Annotated in this window: 22 protein-coding genes; 16 read left to right on the top strand and 6 right to left on the bottom strand. The window is 70.4% G+C overall.

Features of this window, described 5'->3' with window-relative positions:
* The first annotated feature begins 126 nt into the window (after positions 1–126).
* On the top strand, positions 127–840 hold the full coding sequence (locus OL358_RS03065) for an endonuclease/exonuclease/phosphatase family protein (RefSeq protein WP_264708466.1): 714 nt from the start codon (positions 127–129) through the stop codon (positions 838–840).
* Between the two features lie 36 nt (positions 841–876).
* Here OL358_RS03065 and OL358_RS03060 read toward each other — a convergent pair whose 3' ends face one another.
* Positions 877–1,743, bottom strand: a complete 867-nt coding sequence (locus OL358_RS03060; protein ID WP_264708465.1) for a hypothetical protein — start codon at positions 1,741–1,743, stop codon at positions 877–879.
* Positions 1,744–1,963: 220 nt separating this feature from the next.
* Here OL358_RS03060 and rplM point away from each other — a divergent pair, with 220 nt between their 5' ends.
* The 3 genes from rplM to glmM are packed head-to-tail and all read left to right on the top strand — an operon-like array spanning position 1,964 to position 4,285.
* Positions 1,964–2,410 (top strand): 50S ribosomal protein L13, encoded by a 447-nt coding sequence (rplM, locus tag OL358_RS03055; protein ID WP_264708464.1) that lies wholly within the window; start codon positions 1,964–1,966, stop codon positions 2,408–2,410.
* Positions 2,411–2,436: 26 nt separating this feature from the next.
* Complete coding sequence (rpsI, locus tag OL358_RS03050; protein WP_319805424.1) at positions 2,437–2,910, top strand: 30S ribosomal protein S9; 474 nt, start codon at positions 2,437–2,439, stop codon at positions 2,908–2,910.
* Between the two features lie 16 nt (positions 2,911–2,926).
* Complete coding sequence (gene glmM, locus OL358_RS03045) at positions 2,927–4,285, top strand: phosphoglucosamine mutase (protein ID WP_264708463.1); 1,359 nt, start codon at positions 2,927–2,929, stop codon at positions 4,283–4,285.
* Positions 4,286–4,289: 4 nt separating this feature from the next.
* On the opposite strand, the gene OL358_RS03040 is transcribed toward glmM, so the two are convergent.
* A complete protein-coding gene (locus tag OL358_RS03040) occupies positions 4,290–5,237 on the bottom strand; it encodes a Ppx/GppA phosphatase family protein (protein WP_264708462.1) in 948 nt (315 codons plus the stop codon).
* Positions 5,238–5,459: 222 nt separating this feature from the next.
* Here OL358_RS03040 and OL358_RS03035 point away from each other — a divergent pair, with 222 nt between their 5' ends.
* From OL358_RS03035 to OL358_RS02990, 10 genes are all read left to right on the top strand, one after another.
* A complete protein-coding gene (locus tag OL358_RS03035; protein WP_264708461.1) occupies positions 5,460–7,082 on the top strand; it encodes a M28 family metallopeptidase in 1,623 nt (540 codons plus the stop codon).
* A gap of 106 nt (positions 7,083–7,188) precedes the next feature.
* Positions 7,189–8,142 carry a type I pantothenate kinase gene (gene coaA / locus OL358_RS03030; protein WP_264708460.1) on the top strand — a complete coding sequence of 318 codons (954 nt, stop codon included), beginning with the start codon at positions 7,189–7,191 and terminating at the stop codon, positions 8,140–8,142.
* Positions 8,143–8,226: 84 nt separating this feature from the next.
* Complete coding sequence (gene glmS / locus OL358_RS03025) at positions 8,227–10,080, top strand: glutamine--fructose-6-phosphate transaminase (isomerizing) (protein ID WP_264708459.1); 1,854 nt, start codon at positions 8,227–8,229, stop codon at positions 10,078–10,080.
* A gap of 52 nt (positions 10,081–10,132) precedes the next feature.
* Positions 10,133–10,495: a holo-ACP synthase gene (locus OL358_RS03020; protein WP_264708458.1), complete on the top strand. Its 363-nt coding sequence runs from the start codon at positions 10,133–10,135 to the stop codon at positions 10,493–10,495.
* Entirely contained in the window at positions 10,492–11,616 is a 1,125-nt protein-coding gene (gene alr / locus OL358_RS03015) for an alanine racemase (RefSeq protein ID WP_264708457.1), read from the top strand. The genes OL358_RS03020 and alr overlap by 4 nt, the downstream gene beginning before the upstream one ends.
* A gap of 62 nt (positions 11,617–11,678) precedes the next feature.
* On the top strand, positions 11,679–12,128 hold the full coding sequence (gene tsaE, locus OL358_RS03010; protein ID WP_413631488.1) for a tRNA (adenosine(37)-N6)-threonylcarbamoyltransferase complex ATPase subunit type 1 TsaE: 450 nt from the start codon (positions 11,679–11,681) through the stop codon (positions 12,126–12,128).
* Between the two features lie 39 nt (positions 12,129–12,167).
* Positions 12,168–12,827, top strand: a complete 660-nt coding sequence (tsaB, locus tag OL358_RS03005) for a tRNA (adenosine(37)-N6)-threonylcarbamoyltransferase complex dimerization subunit type 1 TsaB (RefSeq protein WP_264708455.1) — start codon at positions 12,168–12,170, stop codon at positions 12,825–12,827.
* Positions 12,824–13,321: a ribosomal protein S18-alanine N-acetyltransferase gene (rimI, locus tag OL358_RS03000; protein WP_264708454.1), complete on the top strand. Its 498-nt coding sequence runs from the start codon at positions 12,824–12,826 to the stop codon at positions 13,319–13,321. The genes tsaB and rimI overlap by 4 nt, the downstream gene beginning before the upstream one ends.
* Positions 13,318–14,430 (top strand): tRNA (adenosine(37)-N6)-threonylcarbamoyltransferase complex transferase subunit TsaD, encoded by a 1,113-nt coding sequence (gene tsaD, locus OL358_RS02995; protein WP_264708453.1) that lies wholly within the window; start codon positions 13,318–13,320, stop codon positions 14,428–14,430. The genes rimI and tsaD overlap by 4 nt, the downstream gene beginning before the upstream one ends.
* Positions 14,427–14,966, top strand: a complete 540-nt coding sequence (locus OL358_RS02990) for a hypothetical protein (protein ID WP_264708452.1) — start codon at positions 14,427–14,429, stop codon at positions 14,964–14,966. Before tsaD ends, OL358_RS02990 begins: the two co-directional genes overlap by 4 nt.
* Here the strand turns inward: OL358_RS02990 and OL358_RS02985 are convergent.
* Positions 14,950–16,149 carry a class I SAM-dependent methyltransferase gene (locus OL358_RS02985; RefSeq protein ID WP_264708451.1) on the bottom strand — a complete coding sequence of 400 codons (1,200 nt, stop codon included), beginning with the start codon at positions 16,147–16,149 and terminating at the stop codon, positions 14,950–14,952. The genes OL358_RS02990 and OL358_RS02985 overlap by 17 nt on opposite strands.
* 144 nt (positions 16,150–16,293) lie before the next feature.
* Between OL358_RS02985 and groES the strand changes: the two genes are divergently transcribed.
* Positions 16,294–16,590, top strand: coding sequence for a co-chaperone GroES (groES, locus tag OL358_RS02980; RefSeq protein WP_264708450.1), 297 nt, complete (start codon positions 16,294–16,296; stop codon positions 16,588–16,590).
* 233 nt (positions 16,591–16,823) lie between these two features.
* Complete coding sequence (gene rarD, locus OL358_RS02975) at positions 16,824–17,756, top strand: EamA family transporter RarD (RefSeq protein ID WP_413631487.1); 933 nt, start codon at positions 16,824–16,826, stop codon at positions 17,754–17,756.
* Between the two features lie 223 nt (positions 17,757–17,979).
* Here the strand turns inward: rarD and OL358_RS02970 are convergent, their stop codons facing one another.
* From OL358_RS02970 to OL358_RS02960, 3 genes are read right to left on the bottom strand one after another with little or no spacing between them, the layout of a single operon-like run.
* Positions 17,980–18,315, bottom strand: coding sequence for a metal-sensitive transcriptional regulator (locus OL358_RS02970; RefSeq protein ID WP_319805423.1), 336 nt, complete (start codon positions 18,313–18,315; stop codon positions 17,980–17,982).
* Positions 18,316–18,325: 10 nt separating this feature from the next.
* A complete protein-coding gene (locus tag OL358_RS02965) occupies positions 18,326–20,659 on the bottom strand; it encodes a heavy metal translocating P-type ATPase (RefSeq protein WP_264708449.1) in 2,334 nt (777 codons plus the stop codon).
* A complete protein-coding gene (locus OL358_RS02960) occupies positions 20,659–20,871 on the bottom strand; it encodes a heavy-metal-associated domain-containing protein (protein ID WP_264708448.1) in 213 nt (70 codons plus the stop codon). Before OL358_RS02960 ends, OL358_RS02965 begins: the two co-directional genes overlap by 1 nt.
* Between the last annotated feature and the right edge of the window lie 169 nt (positions 20,872–21,040).

The following is a 21,040-nucleotide window of genomic DNA, read 5'->3' as shown; positions in this document are numbered from 1 at the left end:
ATGTCGGGTCCTACGCGAGGATTCGCTCAGCACTGGCTCAGTGCGTGAACCGGACTCTGTGAGTGCGCGGAGGATCCACGTGATGGCCAACCGCTGGTCAGATTGCGGGCCTAGGCTGTGCTCGTCATGAAGGTCATCTCGTACAACCTGCGCAAGCATCGCGCGGCGGGCGAGCTCGCCCAACTCGTCGCGGGCCACGCCGCCGACGTGCTGTGTCTTCAGGAGGCGGACACGAGCGACCTCCCCGAGGAGATCGAGGGCCTGCGGCTCGCGGACGCGACGCAGCGCAATCGCCTCGGTCTCGCGGTGTACTACCGCGAGAACACCTATCGCGCCGTGGACGTTCGGGCGCTCGCCCTGAAGAAGTCGCTGCACGACCGCGTGCTCAAGCCGGCCGAGGAGCGCCTTCTCGGCGTGCGCCTGCACGACATCGATGAGGGACGGGAGCTGATCGTGGCCTCCTTCCACGCTGCTCCGCTCACCGCGCTGAACTCGCTGCGCCGTCACCAGATCCGCACCGCTCTCGACGAACTGCAGAGCCTCGGGGAGGGGATCCCGGCGCTGATGGTCGGCGACTACAACTACCCCGTGTTCAAGGAGCATCTCGGCCAGAAGGTGCGCGAGCAGGGATACGAGCTCAACCTCAGCGACTCGCGCACCTACACCCGCTACCGCTTCTTCCGTGGGCACTACGACTTCGCGACCTCCGTCGGGTTCGAGATCGACCGCGTCCGCACGCTGCCCCAGGGCCTCAGCGACCACCTCCCGATCCTCGTCACGGCGCGACCCGTGGCAGGGGTGGGCCGCACGGATCAGGTGCCCCGCGCCGAGGCATCCTGACGCCACGCCGGCTGACGGCGAGCCTCCGACGGCGGCTCAGGTGCCGGAAGCATCCCGCGGTTCCAGGATGCCCGGGTCCGCCTCGTTCCATTTCTCGACGCCCTGCACGATCCAGAAGGCGAAGAACAGCGTCAGCGCCGCAGCCTCGGCCAGCAGCACGACCGGAAGCCCTGCCGCGTCCGCCTCGGGCACCAGCGCCACGTACACGACGAGCACCGCCACCAGCCCGAGCGCGATCGCGACGTACAGCACGCGGAAGACGCGCGAGGGCGGGGTGCCGCGCCGCGGGAACGCGTTGATGATCGCCACGGTCGCGAACAGCCCGAAGAAGGCGATCGTCGCGACGAAGTGCCCCTGGGCGAGAAAGGAATCGCGTGCGAACAGCCACAGCGCGCCGATGACGACGAGCACCCCGGTGCTGCTGACCAGGCTGAATCCGACGGCACCGAGCGAGACCTGTCGGAGGGCGGCGAGCAGAACGCCGACGAGGACTGTGAGCAGGCCGACGACGAGATACGTCGCGACGCCGTTGGCGGCATCCGCTTCGAACTCCGGCGGGAAGCATCGGTTCGCGCACGGCACGACGACGCCGGGGACGCTGCCCGGCGCGAGTGTCGTGGGAACGAGGGCGATGAGCGGTGCGAAGAGCGCAGCGGCGTCGAGCAGGGCGCGCTCGGTGCCACGGCCCGAGAGCGCGACCAGGGCGAGCGCGGCGGCGACGAGAGCGCCGACGAATGCGTTTCGCGCGGGGGTGTAGAAGTAGTCGCTCACCGAGGTGAGCCAGCCGACGGATGCCGCGGCCAGCCCGACCGAGACGAAGATGACCACGACGGTGCCGGCGATGGCCACGCGCAGATAGCGGTAGGTGCGCTGGACCGAGGTGGACGGCGCGGCGGGCGGCATGTCGACGAGGATAGCGAGGACTGCCGACGCGGTCGCCGTCGGCGTCGGGTTTGGCCGGGACTTCCTGATGCCGTAGACTTCCTCTTTGGTGTGCGGCTCAGCTGACCCGGCACCACGAACGTGAGCCCTCCACTGGCGTGTTCGGCGGCCTTCGGTCGCAGAACCACCCCGGAGCGGGATTCACGAACCTCTCCGTTCGAATCAAGAAAGCAGCACTATTGTGACGCGCACTTACACCCCCAAGGCTGGCGAAACCCAGCGCGAGTGGCTGGTCATCGACGCAACCGACGTCGTCCTCGGCCGCCTCGCCTCGCACGCCGCCGCCCTGCTTCGCGGCAAGCACAAGCCGACCTTCGCGAACCACATCGACACCGGTGACTTCGTCATCATCGTCAACGCCGAGAAGGTGGCCCTCACGGGTCAGAAGCTCCAGAAGAAGAAGGCGTACCGCCACTCGGGCTACCCGGGCGGTCTGTCGTCGGTCACGTACGACGAGCTCCTCACCAAGAACCCGGAGCGCGCGGTCGAGAAGGCCATCCGCGGCATGCTCCCCAAGAACAGCCTCGGTGCGGCGCAGCTGCGCAAGCTGAAGGTCTACCGCGGTGCCGAGCACCCCCACGGTGCCCAGCTTCCCAAGACGTACACCCTCGACCAGGTCGCCCAGTAAGCGCCGTACAGACTAAGGACATACTCGTGGCGAACATCGAAGAATCCACCAACTACTCGACCGAGACCCCGGCCGACGAGAACGTCGTCGTGGCCGAGCGCCCCGTGCTCTCGGTCTCGGGCGCAGCGGTCGGCCGTCGCAAGCAGGCCATCGCCCGCGTGCGCGTGATCCCCGGCTCCGGCACCATCACCGTCAACGGCCGCTCGTTCGAGGACTACTTCCCGAACAAGCTCCACCAGCAGCTCATCACCGACCCCTTCACGGTGCTCGGTCTGACGGGCGCGTACGACGTGATCGTCCGCATCCAGGGCGGCGGCCCCTCCGGCCAGGCCGGTGCGCTGCGCCTCGGCATCGCCCGTGCGCTCAACGAGATCGACGTCGAGAACAACCGCCCGGCCCTCAAGAAGGCCGGCTTCCTCTCGCGCGACGCCCGCGTCATCGAGCGCAAGAAGGCCGGTCTCAAGAAGGCCCGCAAGGCGCCGCAGTACTCGAAGCGCTGATCGGCTCTCCCTCCGTATGCCGATCTTTGGCACGGATGGGGTGAGGGGGCTGGCCAACGGCCCCCTCACCGCCGATCTCGCATTGTCCCTGGCCCAGGCGACGGCTGTCGTCCTGGGCCAGGGCCGTTCCGCCGAGGCGCGTCGCGCCGCCGGCAAGCGACTGACCGCGGTCGTCGCGCGCGACCCGCGCATCTCGGGTGAGTTCCTGTCCGCCGCGGTCGAGGCGGGGCTCGCCTCGTCGGGCGTCGATGTGCTCGACGCCGGCGTGCTGCCGACTCCCGCGGCCGCGTTCCTCATCGCCGACATGGACGCCGACTTCGGCGTGATGGTCTCGGCTTCGCACAACCCGGCGCCTGACAACGGCATCAAGATCTTCGCGCGCGGCGGAGTGAAGCTCCCCGACGTCGTCGAGGAGCGCATCGAGCACGCGATGACCGGTCCCAAGCTGCAGCCCACCGGTGCCGAGGTCGGACGCATCCGTCGGTTCGCCGACGCGGAGGACCGCTACGTCGTCCACCTGCTGGGTTCGCTTCCTCACCGCCTCGACGGCCTCCACGTCGTCCTCGACTGTGCGAACGGCGCGGCATCCGGAGTCTCACCGGAGACGTTCCGCGACGCGGGCGCCCGGGTCACCGTCATCGGGGCGGATCCCGACGGCCTCAACATCAACGACGGCGTCGGCTCGACGCATCTCGACAAGCTCGCCGAGGCCGTCCTCGCCCACGGCGCCGACGTGGGGATCGCGCACGACGGCGATGCCGACCGCTGCCTGGCGGTCGATGCCGACGGCGCGATCGTCGACGGCGACAAGATCATGGCCATCCTCGCGGTGGCGATGAAGGACCGCGGACGCCTCGCGAACGACACGCTGGTCGCCACCGTCATGAGCAACCTCGGACTCCACCGGGCGATGGCTGAGAACGGCATCCGCGTCGAGCAGACCGCCGTCGGCGACCGCTACGTGCTCGAGCGCATGAACGAGGGCGGGTTCTCCCTCGGCGGCGAGCAGTCCGGCCACGTCATCATGAGCGACTTCGCCACCACCGGAGACGGACTCCTCACAGGCCTGCACATCGTGGGCGAGATGGCCCGCCAGGGCAAGACGCTCGCCGAGCTCGCGTCGATCATGACCGTATATCCCCAGGTGCTCATCAACGTGAAGGACGTCGACCGCTCGCGCGCGAACTCCGACGAGGGCGTGTCGGATGCCGTCGCCGCTTCGGTCGCCGAGCTCGGCGACTCCGGCCGCGTGCTGCTGCGTCCGTCCGGAACCGAGGCGCTCGTGCGCGTCATGGTCGAGGCGGCGTCCGCCGAGGACGCCCGGCGTCACGCCGAGGCTCTCGCCGAGGTCGTGCGCGAGCGCCTCGCCCTGTAGCGGGTCAGGCGGGCGTCGAGCTGTTCCACGAGAGCGACTCGATGTAGCGCAGGAGCACGCCCTCGCGCAGTGCCCACGGCGACACCTCGAGCTCGTCGACGTCGAGTGCGCGCATGGCCTCGTGCAGCACGACCGCGCCCGCGACGATCTGGAACGTGCGGTCCGGGGTGATGCCGGGCAGCTCCTGTCGTGCGCTGGCCGGTATCCGCGCCAGGCGCGGGATCCACGAGCCGAGCGACGCGCGGGGGAGCAGCATCCGCTCGATGCCCGACCAGCCCGGCACCGGGTAGCCGACGAGCTTGGCCAGAGACCGGATCGCCTTCGACGAGCCGACCACGTGGTCGGGACGCGCGAGTGCGCCGAAGTCGGCTGCGACGGGCGCGAGCGTCGCGCGGGCATGCGCGCGCAGCCGCTCGACCGCGTCGTCGCCGGGCGGATCGTCGGGGAGGAACTGCACCGTCATCCGCCCCGCACCGAGAGGGACGGATGCCGCGGCCTCGGGCAGTTCGTCCGCTCCGGCCGCGATCTCGAGAGAGCCGCCCCCGATGTCGAACAGCAGCACCTGCCCCGCGGCCCATCCGAACCAGCGGCGCACCGCGAGGAAGGTGTACCGCGCCTCGGTCTCACCGCCGAGCACCTGGAGCGGCTGGCCGAGCGCCTCCTCGATGAGCGCGATGACCTCGGGTCCGTTCGCGGCCTCGCGAACCGCGGACGTCGCGGTGGCGAGCAGTTCGTCGACGTTCTCGGATGCCGCGACCCCGCGTGCCTCGGATACCGCGTCGACGAGCGCCTTCACACCCGCCGCGCTGATCTCGCCATCTGGTCCGAGGTAGCGCATGAGCCGGAGCACCGTGCGCTGACTGGTCGCGGCGAGAGGCCGACCGCCCGGCCTGACGTCGGCCATCAGCAGGTGGACGGTGTTCGAACCGATGTCGAGGACTCCCAGGCGCACGGCTCGACAGTATCGAACCGCGGATGCCTCCCGTCTGCGCATTTCGCAGCGTCGATGATGAGCGCCCGATGAGAACTGCCGGGGACCCCTTTCCCGGGCGGAAACGCGCGTCTAGCCTCGGCGCCAGGTGCTGATCCGGCATCCACCCCTGCACGCCGACGTTCTGGGGGCACGTCTGCGTGCACGGCGTTCGACTCCGAACGCCCTTGTGAAGGAGAGAGCATGAATCGATCCCGCAACAGCGCGCGACGGCCCGTCGCGCTCATCGCCGCCGCCGTCACGGCGCTGGCCCTGTCGCTCGCCCCCGTGGCGGCGGCGAACGCGACGGGAGGTGGAGGAGGACACGGTGGCGTCTCGTGCGAGAAGAGGACGAACAACACCGTCTCGAAGCTGCTGGAGTGCGTCAGTGCGAAGGGCACGATGCAGCACCTCCAGGCGCTCCAGAAGATCGCGGACCGCAACGGAGGCAACCGGGCAGCGGACACCCCCGGATACGCGAAGAGCGTCGACTACGTCGTCCACACGCTCAAGAAGGCGGGCTGGAAGGTCTCGATCGACGAGTTCGACTATCTCGTCCCCATTCCCACGATTCAGCAGCTCACACCTCTGAACGAGGCGCAGCCGGCCGGCTTCTTCTCCGAAGGATCGGCCGAGGGCGAGGTCACCGGTGCGGTGATCCCGGTGGACCTTGCGATCGCCGACCCCGCCACCAGCAGCAGCGGCTGCGAAGCCGCCGACTTCGCCGGACTCGACTTCTCGGGCTCCGCCGACATCGCGCTCATCCAGCGAGGCGTCTGCGAGTTCGGCGTCAAGGCGCGCAACGCCCAGAACGCCGGCGCCGAAGCCGTGGTCATCATGAACCAGGGCAACACGCCGGAGCGCTCGGGCGTGATCACGAACGTCACGCTCATCGGGGCGAACCCGACGGCGCTCGACATCCCGGTCGTCAACACCTCGTTCGACGGCGGCGTCGACCTGGCACTGCCCGGCTCGACCGCGACGGTCTCGATGTTCGTCGAGAACCACCCGCAGAAGAACGTCATCGCCGAGCTGCCCGGCCGCAACCGGAACAACGTCGTGATGGCGGGCGCCCACCTCGACTCCGTGCCGGAGGGCCCCGGAATCAACGACAACGGCTCCGGATCGGCGGCGCTTCTCGAACTGGCGCAGAACATGTCGAAGGTCAAGCCGCAGAACACCGTGCGCCTCGCATGGTGGGGCGCCGAGGAGGTCGGCCTCGTCGGGTCGGCGGCCTATGTCGACGGACTGAGCCAGCGCGAGAAGGACCGCATCGCGCTCTACCTGAACTTCGACATGATCGCCTCGCCGAACTACATCTTCATGGTGTACGACGGCGACGAGTCGACGTTCCCGGCGCCGGTGGTCGTGCCCGAGGGATCGGTGCAGATCGAGGACCTCTTCGAGAGCTACTTCACCAAGGTCGGCCAGCCCTACGACGACGCCGAGTTCAGTGGTCGCAGCGACTACGAGGCGTTCATCCTGAACGGCATCCCGTCGGGCGGACTGTTCACCGGCGCCGAGGAGGAGAAGACGCCCGAGCAGGCGGCGATCTGGGGCGGCACGGCGGGCGAGTGGCTCGACCCGTGCTACCACCAGGCGTGCGACGACCTGGCGAACCTCAGCACGAAGGCCCTCGAGGTCAACGGCGACGCCATCGCGCTGGCGGTGCTCGTCTACAGCTACTCGACGGAGTCGGTCAACGGCGTGAAGGGTGCCAAGGTGCCCGGCGGGCTGAAGCTGCCGACGCCGGCGGGTCCTGAAGGCACATGGGCGGGCGGTGGCGGCGGTCTGCACGCCGACCACGGCGTCCGCGTGGCCGGCTGACACGGCACGAACGCAGGATGCGGGTCCCGTCCCCTCGGGGGCGGGACCCGCATCCGTCGGCGACACGGCGGGCGCGGCATCCGATCCTGCCGCTACGATTGCTCCGATGTCCGCTGATGAAGCGACCACCGTCGCCCCCGCGAACTCGCTCTACCGCGAGATCTCCCGCCATGACTGGGCCACCCTCGCTTCGGGGCGGACGCAGCCGCTGTCCGAGACCGAGATCGTGCAGATCCGCGGCCTCGGCGACAGGCTCGACATGGCCGAGGTCGCGCAGGTGTACGTGCCGCTGTCGCGGCTGCTCTCGCTCTACGCGCAGTCGACGAAGCGCCTCGGGGCGGAGACGGCGGACTTCCTCGGCGAGACCGACACGACGACGCCGTTCATCATCGGCGTGGCCGGATCGGTCGCCGTCGGAAAGTCCACGATCGCGCGCCTGCTCCGCGAGCTCACGAGCCGCTGGCCCGGCACGCCTCGCGTCGAACTGGTGACGACCGACGGCTTCCTCTATCCGAATGCGGAGCTCGAGCGCCGCGGACTCATGGAGCGCAAGGGGTTCCCCGAGTCCTACGACCGGCGAGCGCTGGTGTCGTTCCTGACCGAGGTGAAGAGCGGGGCGCCCGAGGTGCGCGCGCCGTTCTACTCGCACATGCGCTACGACATCGTTCCCGATGCCGTGGTCACGGTGCGCCGCCCCGACATCGTCATCGTCGAGGGGCTCAATGTGCTCCAGCCGCCGCCGTCGCCCAATGACGTCGCCATCAGCGAGCTGTTCGACTTCTCGATCTTCGTGGATGCCGATGCCGAACACATCGCGCAGTGGTACGTCGAACGCTTCCTCGCGCTGCGGCGGGCCGCCTTCAGCAATCCGAACTCGTTCTTCAACGTGTTCGCGCAGCTGAGCGACGACGAGGCGGTCGAGCGGGCAATGGGCTACTGGAACGACATCAACCTCCCCAACCTCGTCGAGAACGTGCTGCCCACCCGTCACCGTGCGAGCCTCGTGCTGCAGAAGTCGGCCGGGCATACCGTCGAGCGAGTGCTGCTGCGCAAGCTCTGACGCGCGGCGCGGCATCCGGCGGCCCGACCCGCCCTCTCCTTTCGTTCAGACTCCTCGCATAAGTCCCCGCCTACCATTGAGGGCATGTGTGGAATCGTCGGATATGTCGGACCGCGCCCGTCGCAGGCGATCCTCCTCGCGGGTCTCGCGCGCCTCGAGTACCGGGGATACGACTCGGCCGGGATCGCGGTGATCGATGCCGACGGAGACCTCGGGATGCGCAAGCGCGCGGGCAAGCTCGGCATCCTTCGCGATGACCTGAAGTCCGTGCCGCTCGCAGACGGGACCACCGGCATCGGGCACACCCGCTGGGCGACGCACGGCGGGCCGACCGACGAGAACGCGCACCCCCACCTCGCCGACGACGACAAGCTCGCCGTCATCCACAACGGCATCATCGAGAACTTCTCGGAGCTCAAGGACGAGCTGCTGGGCCAGGGGTACTCGTTCCGCAGCCAGACCGACACCGAGGTGGCCGCCGTCCTGCTCGGTCGCGAGTACCGCGCGGCCGACGGCGATCTGGTGGCCGCGTTCCGCAACGTCGCCTCGCGCCTCGAGGGTGCCTTCACGCTGCTCGCGATGCACGAGGAGCAGCCGGGTCTCGTCGTCGGCGCCCGCCGCAACTCGCCGCTCGTGATCGGCCTGGGCGAGGGCGAGAACTTCCTCGGCTCCGACGTGGCGGCCTTCGTCGAGCACACCCGCAACGCCCTCGCGATCGGCCAGGACCAGATCGTCGCCATCACCCCCGACGGGGTGGAGGTCACCGACTTCGCGGGCAACCCCGTCGAGGTGGAGCCCTTCGAGGTGACGTGGGATGCCTCGGCCGCCGACAAGGGCGGCTGGTCGTCCTTCATGGCCAAGGAAGTCTCCGAGGAGCCCGAGGCCGTCGCCAACACGCTGCGCGGACGCCTGCGCGACGGCGAGGTCGTCATCCCCGAGCTCGACGGCCTGGATGAGCTGTTCGCCGACATCTCGCGCATCATCGTGATCGCGTGCGGCACCGCCGCCTACGCCGGTCAGGTCGGCAAGTACGCGATCGAGCAGTGGGCCCGCGTGCCGGTCGACGTCGAGCTCGCGCACGAGTTCCGCTACCGCGACCCCGTGATCGGCCCCGACACGCTCGTGGTCTCGATCAGCCAGTCCGGCGAGACCATGGACACCCTCATGGCGGTCAAGTACGCCCGCGAGCGCGGTGCGCGCACGCTGTCGGTCTGCAACACCCAGGGCGCGACCATCCCGCGCGAGTCCGACGCGATCGTCTACACGCACGCCGGACCCGAAGTCGCCGTCGCATCGACCAAGGCGTTCGTCGCCCAGGTCACCGCGCTCTACCTCCTGGGACTCCACATCGCGCGCATCCGCGGCACCGTCCCCGCCGCCGAAGCGGCGGAGCACGTCGCCGAGCTCGAGGCGATCCCTGCCAAGATCACGCGGATCCTCGAGCGCGAGCAGCCGCGTATCGAGCAGTTCGCGCACTGGATGGCCGACACTCGCTCGGTGCTCTTCCTCGGTCGCCACGTCGGCTACCCGATCGCGCTCGAGGGTGCGCTCAAGCTCAAGGAGCTCGCGTACATCCACGCCGAGGGCTTCGCTGCGGGGGAGCTCAAGCACGGCCCCATCGCCCTCATCGAGCCCGGTCAGCCCGTCTTCGTCATCGTGCCGTCGCCGCGCAAGTCGAGCGAGATGCACAAGAAGGTCGTTTCGAGCATCGAGGAGATCCGTGCCCGCGGCGCGCGCGTCATCGCGATCGCCGAAGAGGGTGACGTGGCGGTCCTGCCCAAGGCGGACGAAGTGCTGCGCATCCCGCTCGCCGGGCCGCTGTTCGAGCCGCTCCTGGCTGTCGTGCCGTTGCACATCTTCGCGATGGGACTCGCCACCGCGAAGGGCCTCGACGTCGACCAGCCGCGCAACCTCGCCAAGTCGGTCACCGTCGAGTAGACCCACGGATAGGCTGACGGATGCCGCGACCGCGGCGTGACGGGAGGCTTTCGTGATCGTCGGGATCGGCGTCGACCTGGTCGACATCTCCCGCTTCGAGCGCACGCTGGAGCGGACTCCGCGGCTCGCCGAGCGACTGTTCTCGGCGGCCGAGCGTGAGCTGAAGCCCCGGTCGCTCGCCGCGCGATACGCAGCCAAGGAGGCGCTCATCAAGGCATTGGGCGGCTCGGACGGCGTTCACTGGACGGAGATCGAGATCACGCCCGAGGCATCCGGTCGTCCGTGGTTCACTCTCACCGGGAGCACCGCGGCCGTGGTCGCCGAGCGAGGGATCACGACGCTGCACCTGTCGATGTCGCACGACGCCGGCTTCGCGACCGCGTACGTGATCGCCGAATCCAGGGGCGAGCGGTGAGCCGGCTCCCGGCCGGGGTGCTGCGCGAGGCGATCGTCGACGTCGGCGCGATCGAGGACAACGTCCGGCACCTGCGCCGTCTCACCGAGTCCGAGATCATCGCGGTGGTGAAGGCCGACGGCTATGGGCACGGGGGGGTCCGGTCAGCCGTGGCGGCGCTGAAGGGCGGCGCGACGCGGCTCGGGGTGTCCGACATCGCCGAGGCGATCGCGCTGCGCCGGGCGGGAATCGACGCGCCGGTCGTCGCGTGGCTGCACGCGCCGGGCGCGTCGTTCGCCGAGGCCGCCTCGCTCGGCGTCGAGCTCGGCATCTCGAGCTTCGAGCAGCTGATGCAGGCCGCGGCCGCGGCCTCCGCCGACCGCCCGGTCGGGGTGCACCTCAAACTCGAGACGGGACTGTCGCGCAACGGCATCGCTCCGTCGGACCAGCGCGTCGTGTTCGCGGAGGCGGCGCGGCTCGAGCGCATCGGCAAGCTGCGCGTCGTGGCGCTGTTCAGCCACCTGTCCAATGCGTCCGCCGAGGACGACCTGACGGCCCTGCGCGCTTTCGAAGAGGGGGTCGCGCTGGCCGCCTCGCTCGGTGTCGCTCCGCGGCTGCGTCACCTGGCGGCGACGAACGCCGCGATCGCGCTCCCCGAGACGCGGCTCGGCTGCGTCCGCATCGGGATCGGCATGTACGGGCTCTCTCCCTACGACGGACGTTCGTCGGCAGATCTCGGCCTCCGCCCGGCGATGACGCTGCGCGCGGCGGTGGCCGCGGTCCGCCGGGTGCCCGCCGGTCAGGGCGTGTCGTACGGCTACGACTACCGCGCGCCGCGCGACACCACGCTCGCGCTCGTGCCCATCGGGTACGCCGACGGGGTTCCGCGCCAGGCATCGGGTGCGGGCCCCGTCGCGATCGGCGGTCGCCGCCTCGCTGTCGCCGGACGCATCGCGATGGATCAGTTCGTCGTCGACGTCGGCGACGCGCCGGTATCGGTCGGTGATGAGGTCGTGCTGTTCGGCGATCCGACCCTGGGTGCGCCGGCCGCCGACGACTGGGCGGCCGCCGCCGGCACCATCAACTACGAGATCGTCACGCGGGTCGGTCCGCGCGTGCCCCGCCGTCAGGTGACCGCGTGAGCGGGGGACCGGATGCGCTCGACGCGCTCGTCGGCACGCGCGAGATCGCGTCGCCGGCCGACATGGAGGCGCTCGGCGAGCAGCTCGGACGGATGCTGCGCCCCGGCGACCTGGTCGTGCTCACGGGGCCGCTCGGTGCCGGCAAGACGACGCTCACGCGCGGCGTCGCCGCCGGCCTGGGCGTGCGCGGCCCGGTGCAGAGCCCGACCTTCGTGATCGCCCGGACCCATCCGTCGCTCGTCGGCGGCACCCCCCTCGTGCACGTCGACGCCTACCGGCTCGGATCGCCCGCGGAGCTCGACGACCTCGACATCGACTTCGACGCCTCCGCCGTCATCGTCGAGTGGGGACGGGGCATGGTCGACGGCCTGCGCGAGCACTGGTGGGAGATCGAGCTCGACCGGGAGTGGCATGGTCGCGGCGTCGACACCGCGTGCGGCACGTACTCGCGCGCGACCGAAGAGCTCGACGCCGACACTCCCCGCATCGTCACGATCTCGCGTCGGCCGTAGCGGAGGCGTCGTCGCGGCGGTGCCGACTACCCTGGAGAGGTGATCCTCGGCATCGACACGTCGCTCGGATCGACGGTCGCGGTCGTCGAGCCGGACGGCGTCGTCCGCTCACAGGTCGAGAGCGCAGACCCGCGCGGTCACGCCGAGGTGATCGGGATCCTCATCGCACAGGCGTTGAGCGAAGCATCCGTCCGCCCCGCCGACATCGCGCATGTCGCGGCGGGCATGGGCCCCGGTCCTTTCACGGGCCTCCGGGTGGGCATCGCCGCCGCACGGACGTTCGCGCTGGGTCGCGGCATCCCGGTCGTGCCCGTCGCGAGCCACGATGCCGTCGCGCTCGAACTGCTGCTCCACGACACGCTCACGGGCGGCTTCGAGGAATCCGAGGCCGAGACGTTCGCGGTCGTGACCGACGCGCGACGTCGCGAATTCGCGTACACGGTCTACCGGGGGATCGACGACGACGGACTGCCGCGTCGCACGGTCGAGCCGGCACTGGTTCCGCGCGACGAGCTCGATGAGCGTCTCGCAGCGTCGGGCGCGCTCCGGCGCGACGCCGACCGCATCCAGGCCTCCCTGCTCGCGGTGTGCGCGACGCGGGCGCTCGCCGCCGGGCGCGAGATCGGTCCCGCCGACGCGCTCTACCTGCGCTCGCCCGACGTGACGCTCCCCGCCGGACCGAAGAAGGTCGGCACATGACGCTGCGCGATGCCGTGCCCGAGGACCTCGCGGCCATCATGACGCTCGAGCGGGCGTCGTTTCCCACCGACGCCTGGTCGGATGCGATGATGCGCGAAGAGCTGATGTCGCCCCATGGCTGGTACGTCGTGGACGAGGTCGCCGGCCGCGTCACGGGGTATGCGGGACTCCGGGCGGTCCGGGGCGCGAAGGACGCCGACGTGCAGACCATCGCGATCGCGGAAGCCTCCCGCGGTCGCGGCCGGGGCCGCGCGCTCCTGCGCGCATTGGTCGCCGAGGCGGTGCGCCGCGGCGTGCACGAGGTCTTCCTCGAGGTGCGCGCCGACAACCCCGTCGCGCAGGCGCTGTACGCCTCCGAGGGATTCCTCGAAGTCGGGCGGCGTCCGAGGTACTACCAGCCCGACGATGTCGACGCCGTCGTGATGAAACTCGACGCGCGTGCGTGGTCCGTCGCGCAGACGCCGTCGGCCGAGGACGCCGGGGTGTGCACATGAACCGCGCCGAGCCGCTGATCCTCGGGATCGAGACGAGCTGCGACGAGACCGGCATCGGCATCGTGCGCGGCCGGACCCTGCTGTCGAACACGATCGCGAGCTCGATGGATGAGCACGCCCGGTACGGCGGCGTCGTGCCCGAGGTCGCCGCCCGCGCCCACCTCGAGGCCCTGGAGCCCGCGATCCTCGCAGCACTCGCCGAGGCCGACGTCGCGCTGGCCGACCTCGACGCGGTCGCCGTGACCTCCGGTCCCGGACTCGCGGGTGCGCTGATGGTCGGAGTGGGCGCGGCGAAGGCACTGGCCGTGTCGCTCGAGAAGCCCCTCTACGCCGTCAACCACCTCGTCGGGCACATCGCGGCCGACATCCTCGATCTCGATTCACCCGCTGCGCGAGCGCTCGATCCGGCGGCGGCGCCTGCGGCGGGGGCGCTGGAGTACCCGACCGTCGCGCTCCTGGTGTCGGGCGGGCACACCTCCCTCCTCCTCGTCCGCGACCTCACGAGCGACGTCGAGCTGCTGGGCGAGACGATGGACGACGCGGCCGGCGAGGCCTTCGACAAGGTGGCGCGTCTGCTCGGACTGCCGTACCCCGGCGGTCCCGAGATCGACCGGGCCGCGGCATCCGGCGATCCGGACGCGATCCGGTTCCCCCGTGGGCTCTCTCGCGCCAGCGACATGGCGGCCCACCGCTACGACTTCTCGTTCTCGGGGCTGAAGACGGCCGTCGCCCGGTGGGTCGAGCAGCGCGAGGCTGCGGGCGAGCCGGTGCCCGTCGCGGACGTCGCCGCGGGGTTCCGCGAGGCGGTCGTCGATGTTCTCGTCACCAAGGCCCTCGCGGCGTGCCGTGATTTCGGTGTGCCGCGTCTGCTCCTCGGCGGTGGCGTCATCGCGAACAGACGGCTGCGCGAGGTCGCTCTCGAGCGTGCTGCCGCGGAGGGCGTGACCGTGCGCATCCCGCCCCTCTCGCTCTGCACCGACAACGGCGCGATGATCGCGGCGCTCGCCGCCGAGCTCATCATGTCGGGGCGTCCGCCGTCGACCCTGCGATTCGGCGCCGACTCGACGCTCCCCGTCACCGAGATCCAGGTCGCCGAGGACGTCGCATGAGCGGGGGCGAGCGGATGCCTGTCCCCGCCGACGAGGGAGCCGAGGCGACGCCGGAGCCTCCGGTGACCAAGCCTCCCGCGCACGATCCCTCCCGCCCCGCCGTCGAGCCGCCCTCGGCCGACGTCAGCGTCGCGGACGAGGCATCCGTACTCCCCGGCGCCCACCGCGGCGGATACCTGCGCCTGCCGACCGCACCCGTGGCCGTGACGAAGCAGTCCGCGCCCGCCGAGCCCGGCACCGAAGAGGATGCGCCTCCGGTCGTGGCGCAGTGGGCGCTGCCCGAGCCCGAGCCGCCGCAGCGCGGACTCGCCGCGTGGGCGCTCGTGTTCTCGATCGGCGGGCTGATCGTGTCGATGTTCGTCGGCTGGGGCTTCCCGATCGGCCTGGTCGGAGTCGTCTCCGCCATCCTCGCGCTGCGTCGGCCGCTCGAGAGCCGGGCGATCGCCGTGTGGGCGCTCGTGATCGGCGTCGTCTCGATTCTGTACAGCGCCGGGTGGCTCCTCTACGCAGCCGGGCGCATCACGGCCGGCGGCTGACCCGGTCGGCGAGCACCGCGATCCTGCCCGAGCCGACGCGCGCGAGCAGGAGCGTCGCCTCGGCGTCTCCGCGCAGCTGGAGCTTGCGACGGAACTGCGCCGGATCGACGTCGACCCCGCGCTTCTTGATCTCGAGGCGCCCGATCCCATGACGGCGCAGCGCCGCGTTGATCGCGGGCACCTTCGCCGGCATCGCCTCGCGCACACGGAACGACGACACGAACGGGCTCGTGAGCGCTGCATCCGAGGTGAGGTAGGCGATGTGCTCGTCGAGCATGCCGGCGTCGAGCGAGCGGGCCACGTCGCCGATCAGCCGAGCGCGGATCACCGCTCCGTCGGGCTCGTGGAGGTACGCGCCGAGTTCTCGGACCGGTTCATCCGCCGAATCGGCGGGGGCCGTGAGCTCGTGCGCCTCGTCACCGCGGATCACGAGTGCCGCCCGCCGCGCACCCTCCCGTGCGAGCGGTCCCGACCACAGCACCAGCTCGACGGTCGAGCCGTCGGCGCTCACCCACTGCGCCTCGAACTCGTCGGGGATGAGTTCGCGGTCCAGGCCGGGCCCGAGCTTGATCCCGGCGGGCAGGCGGCGCCCGAGCTCGAACGTCCAGTCGAGCGAGGGCGACCAGTCCTCGGGTCGTGTACGAGTCGTCTCGGTGTGCCCGGCGGTGCGGCGAGCGGGATCGAGCCATACGCCGTCGACGTCCGTCAGATCAGCCGTCTCGGCCGTGCCGTGCCGCACGTCGGCCGCGGCGCCGAACGGTGCGAGGTTGTACGCCGCGATCGCCGCGGTCACCTCGTCGGCGTCGACGGCGGTCACGGCGATGCCCAGTCCCGCGAGGCCGAGAGCGTCGCCGCCGATCCCGCATCCGAGGTCGGCGACCCGGCTGAGCCCCGCGTCGCGGAACCGACCCGCGTGACGGGCGGCGATCGCCAGACGGGTCGCCTGCTCCAGACCCGCCCGGGTGAACAGCATCCGCTGCGCGAAGGGACCGAACTTCGTCTCGGCACGCGCGCGCAGCCGCGACTGCGTGACGACCGCCGAAACGAGATCGGGGGAGTGGCCGTCCTTGCGCAGCCGTGAGACGGTGCGCGCGACATCGGCGGCCGAATCGATCGCCGGGAGCGCATCGAGCAGCCGCAGGCCCTCGGGCGTCAGCAGTGCGGTCAGCTCGGCCATCTCCACCGGCCCAGCCTACGTCCGCCACACGACGTCACGCGGCTGGCACTCACGTTGCGTGAGTGCCAGCGCATCCCTAGACTTGTGATCAGCACTCTCCACACCAGAGTGCTAACGAGTCTTCAGTCTCAAGGAAAGAAGAGGTAGACCGTGTCGGTTTCCATCAAGCCGCTCGAGGACCGCATCGTCATCAAGCAGGTCGAGGCCGAGCAGACCACCGCGAGTGGCCTGGTCATCCCCGACACCGCCAAGGAGAAGCCCCAGGAGGGCGAGGTCGTGGCGGTCGGCCCCGGTCGCATCGACGACAACGGCAACCGTGTTCCGCTCGACGTCTCCGTCGGCGACCGCGTGCTCTACAGCAAGTACGGCGGCACCGAGGTGAAGTTCGGCGCAGACGAGTTCCTCGTGCTGTCGGCTCGCGACGTCCTGGCGGTCGTCGTTCGCTGATTCTCGCGCACACCGCGTTCCGAGAGGGTCGGATGCTTCGGCATCCGGCCCTCTCCGCGTTCGATGTGGCAGGGATCGCACGTTCGACGGCAGTTCGCGGTGGTCGCGCCGTGCCGGCGTCCTGCGAGCGGTCCTAGGCTGGAGCGGTGAGTCCTGAAGCGTCGTCCGCGTCCGAGCAGAGCGAGGATCTGACCGAACTCGGAGCATGCGCGACCGCCACCGCCGGCATCGGCATCGTTCCGGGGGCTCCGGCCGAAGGCAAGGATTCGGCTCGCGAGCACACGCTCGGCGGCATCTACGCCTTCACGGCCTACCTGCTGTGGGGCTTTCTCCCGCTGTACTTCCTCCTGCTGATGCCGATCGGGCCGTTCGAGCTCGTCGCGTGGCGGATCCTGCTCTCGCTGGTCTTCTGCGTCCTGCTGATCGCCGTCACGCGGTCGTGGTCGCGCATCGGCGCGATCTTCCGCCAGCCGCGGCTGCTCGGCCTCACCGCCCTCGCCGGCGGGCTCATCTACATCAACTGGCAGGTCTTCATCCTGGGCGCTCTGACCGGTCACGTGATCGAGACGAGCCTGGGGTACTTCATCAACCCGATCGCGACGGTGCTCCTCGCGGTCCTCGTGCTGCACGAGCGCCTGCGCGTCACGCAGTGGGTCGCGATCGGGATCGCTGCGCTCGCGGTGCTCGTCATCATCGTCGGCTACGGTTCGGTCCCGTGGATCGCCCTCACCCTCGCGGCGACCTTCAGCCTCTACGGCCTGGTCAAGAAGCGCGTCGGCCCCTCCGTCGACGCCGTGAGCGGCCTGACGCTCGAGTCGATGTGGCTGGTCCCGGTCGCCACCGTGATCCTCATCGTCGTGAACGCGACGACGGGGATCGTCTTCGGCGCCGAGGGGACCCTGCACACCGTGCTGCTGAGTCTCGTCGGCGTGGTCACCGCGATCCCGCTCCTCTTCTTCGCCGCCGGCGCGCGCCGCACGTCGCTGACCGTGATCGGTCTGCTGCAGTTCGTCGCACCGGTCCTGCAGTTCATCATCGGCGTGTGGCTGCTGCAGGAGCCGATGCCGCTGGAGCGATGGATCGGATTCGGCCTGGTGTGGGTGGCGCTCATCATCCTGACCGTCGACTCCGTCGTCCACGCGCGCCGCGTGCGCGCCGCGGCCTGAGGCACAGGCCGGCGTCCGCGGGCCGGCGTCCGTGGCATCCGGGGCCGGCATGGCCCCCAGGGCAGGCATCGTCCGCCCAGGAGATCTCCCGAAAGCAGGAGATCTCCCGAAAGCAGGATGTTCCTCGGTGAACCCTCCTGTGCTCCGGAGATCTCCTGCGTTGGGGATCTGCCGGGGGGGCGGAGGGAAGCGGCTCGCGCGGGGCGGCGGCGGAGCGGTCGCGTCAGCGCACGAGGCGTGCGATCGCCCGCGTCGCCTCGCTGATCTTCGCGTCGGCCTCGGGTCCGCCCAGGCGCGCCGCATCCACCACGCAGTGGCGAAGGTGATCGTCGAGGAGCCCCACGGCCACGGCCTCGAGTGCACTGGTGAGCGCGCTGATCTGGGTGAGGATGTCGATGCAGTACTTCTCGTCCTCGACCATCTTGTGGATGCCGCGTGCCTGCCCCTCGATCCGCTTGAGGCGGTTGAGGTACTTGTCCTTGTCGGTGATGTAGCCGTGGTGGCTGTGCTCTGCCGAGGGCTCCGTGTCGGTCATCGCGGTCATGGTCGATTCGCTCATTGCCGTGTCCTCATCGTGAAACATGTTCATTGTGTGCAACGGGCGCGGGCCGATGTGCGGGGCCGGACGGCGCGCCGGCGCCGGAGCGGCCGCGGAAGGACCGCAGGCGCAGGCTGTTTCCCACCACGAAGACACTCGACAGCGCCATCGCCGCCCCCGCGATCATCGGATTGAGCAGACCCAGAGCGGCGAGCGGGATCGCGGCCACGTTGTAGGCGAAGGCCCAGAAGAGGTTCACCTTGATCGTGCCGAGCGTCGCCCGAGACAGCCGGATCGCGTCGGCAGCGCTGCGGAGGTCGCCGCGGACCAGGGTGATGTCGGATGCCTCGATCGCGGCATCCGTTCCCGTACCCATCGCGAGGCCGAGATCGGCCTGCGCAAGAGCCGCTGCGTCGTTGACACCGTCGCCGACCATCGCCACGACGCGCCCCTCGCTCTGCAGGCGGGCGACCACGGCCACCTTGTCCTGCGGGAGCACCTCGGCGACGACCTCGTCGATTCCCACCGCGTCGGCGACGGTGCGCGCGACGGCCTCCGCGTCACCGGTGAGCAGGATCGTGCGCAGCCCGAGGCCGCGCAGCTGCGCGATCGCCTCGGCACTCGTCGGCTTGACCTGATCGGCCACGACGAGCACGCCGCGCACCTCTCCGTCCCACGCGACGAGGACCGCCGTGCTGCCCGCGCGTTCGGCGTCACGCTTCACAGCCGCCAGGTCGGTCGGAAGGTGCAGAGCCCAATCGGCCAGGAGTGACGCGCGCCCCACGATGACGGCATGACCGTCGACCACGCCCGATACGCCGCGTCCGGGCAGGTTCTCGAAGGACTCGGGCACGGGAAGCGTTCCCACCTCGCGCGCGGCGCCGCGCGCGACGGCCTGGGCGATCGGATGCTCCGACGCGTGCTCCAGGGCGCCCGCGAGACGCAGCAGCTCCGCACGATCGGTACCGGGGGCGACCCTCGTCTCGACGAGCTCCATGCGCCCGGTCGTGACCGTCCCGGTCTTGTCCAGAACGACCGTGTCGACGGTGCGCGTGGACTCGAGCACCTCGGGACCCTTGATGAGGATGCCGAGCTGCGCGCCGCGGCCGGTGCCGACCAGCAGCGCCGTCGGGGTGGCAAGACCCAGCGCGCAGGGGCACGCGATGATCAGCACGGCGACGGCGGCCGTGAACGCCATCGCGGGGTCGAAGCCGAGGGCGAGCCATGCGACCAGCGTGCCCAGCGAGATCAGCAGCACGATCGGCACGAAGATCCCCGAGATGCGGTCCGCGAGGCGCTGCACATCGGCCTTGCCGGACTGCGCCTGCTCGACGAGCCGAGCCATCTGCGCGAGCTGCGTGGCGTCGCCCACGCGCGTGGCGCGCACGACGAGCCGTCCGCCCGCATTGACGGTCGCACCGATCACCGCGTCGTCGGGTCCGACCTCGACCGGCACGGACTCGCCCGTGACCATCGACGCGTCCACCGCCGAGGTGCCCGACACGACGACCCCGTCGGTCGCGATCTTCTCACCCGGCCGCACGACGAACCTGTCGCCGGCGCGCAGGTCGGCGATCGCCACGCGGGTCTCGACGTCCTGGCCGTCCGCGCCCGGGCGCAGGACCGCGGCATCCTTCGCCCCGATCTCGAGGAGCGCGCGCAGCGCGGCGCCCGCACGACGCTTGGACCGCACCTCGAAGTAGCGCCCGGCGAGCACGAACATCGTGACGCCCGCAGCGACCTCGAGGTAGATGTCGCCGGCGCCGTCGCTCGGCTGCACGGACCACTCGAAGGCGTGGGTCATGCCGGGCATGCCGGCGTGGCCGAAGAAGAGCGCGTAGAGCGACCAGAGGAACGCGGCCGAGACGCCCAGCGAGATGAGCGTGTCCATGGTCGCGGCGCCGTGCCGCAGATTGATCCATGCGGCGCGGTGGAACGGCCACGCCCCCCACACGACCACGGGCGCGGCGAGAGCCAGCGATGCCCACTGCCAGTAGGTGAACTGCAGCGCCGGGATCATCGCGAGCAGGATCACCGGCACGGACAGCACGATCGAGCCGATGAGGCGCTGACGCAGCCCGGTGAGCTCGCTGTCGCTCGATCCGTGATCGTGCGCGTCGCGCGCCGGCTCCGGAGGCTGGGGGAGCGCCGCCGTGTATCCCGTCTTCTCGACCTCGGCGATCAGGTCGCCCGGGTCGACGTCCGCGGATGCGGTGATCGTGGCCTTCTCGGTGGCGTAGTTGACGGATGCCTCGACCCCGTCGATCCGGTTGAGCCGCTTCTCGATCCGCACCGCGCACGACGCGCACGTCATGCCGCCGATCTCGAGTTCGATGCGACCGCCCGGCAGCGCTGCGGCGTCCATCAGACGCGGACCGCCTCGTAGCCGGCCTCGTCGACGGCGGCGAGCACGTCGGCATCGGAGAGCGGCTGCGTCGAACCCACGATGAGCGAGCCGGTCTTCGCATCGACCGTGATCGCGTCGACCCCGGAGATCTTGGAGACCTCGCCGCGGACGGAGGCCTCGCAGTGTCCGCAGCTCATGCCCGTCACCTTGTATTCGGTCGTCTGCGTCATCGTCGTGCCTTTCATTGGAGAGTCGAGGGATACCCCCGAGGGGTACGCAATGATCAACCCTATACCCGGCTGGGGTATTCCCCGTCCGAGGTGCGCAGGAGCACCCGTTCGGGGCCTGCGAAAACCGAGCTCAACGCGTTACACATCGTTAACGAAAGGCAACATTGCG

Origin of the sequence: Microbacterium sp. SSM24 (genome assembly GCF_025989145.1) — a bacterium.
Lineage (GTDB): Bacteria > Actinomycetota > Actinomycetes > Actinomycetales > Microbacteriaceae > Microbacterium.
This window is presented reverse-complemented; position numbering and strand designations above follow the sequence as displayed.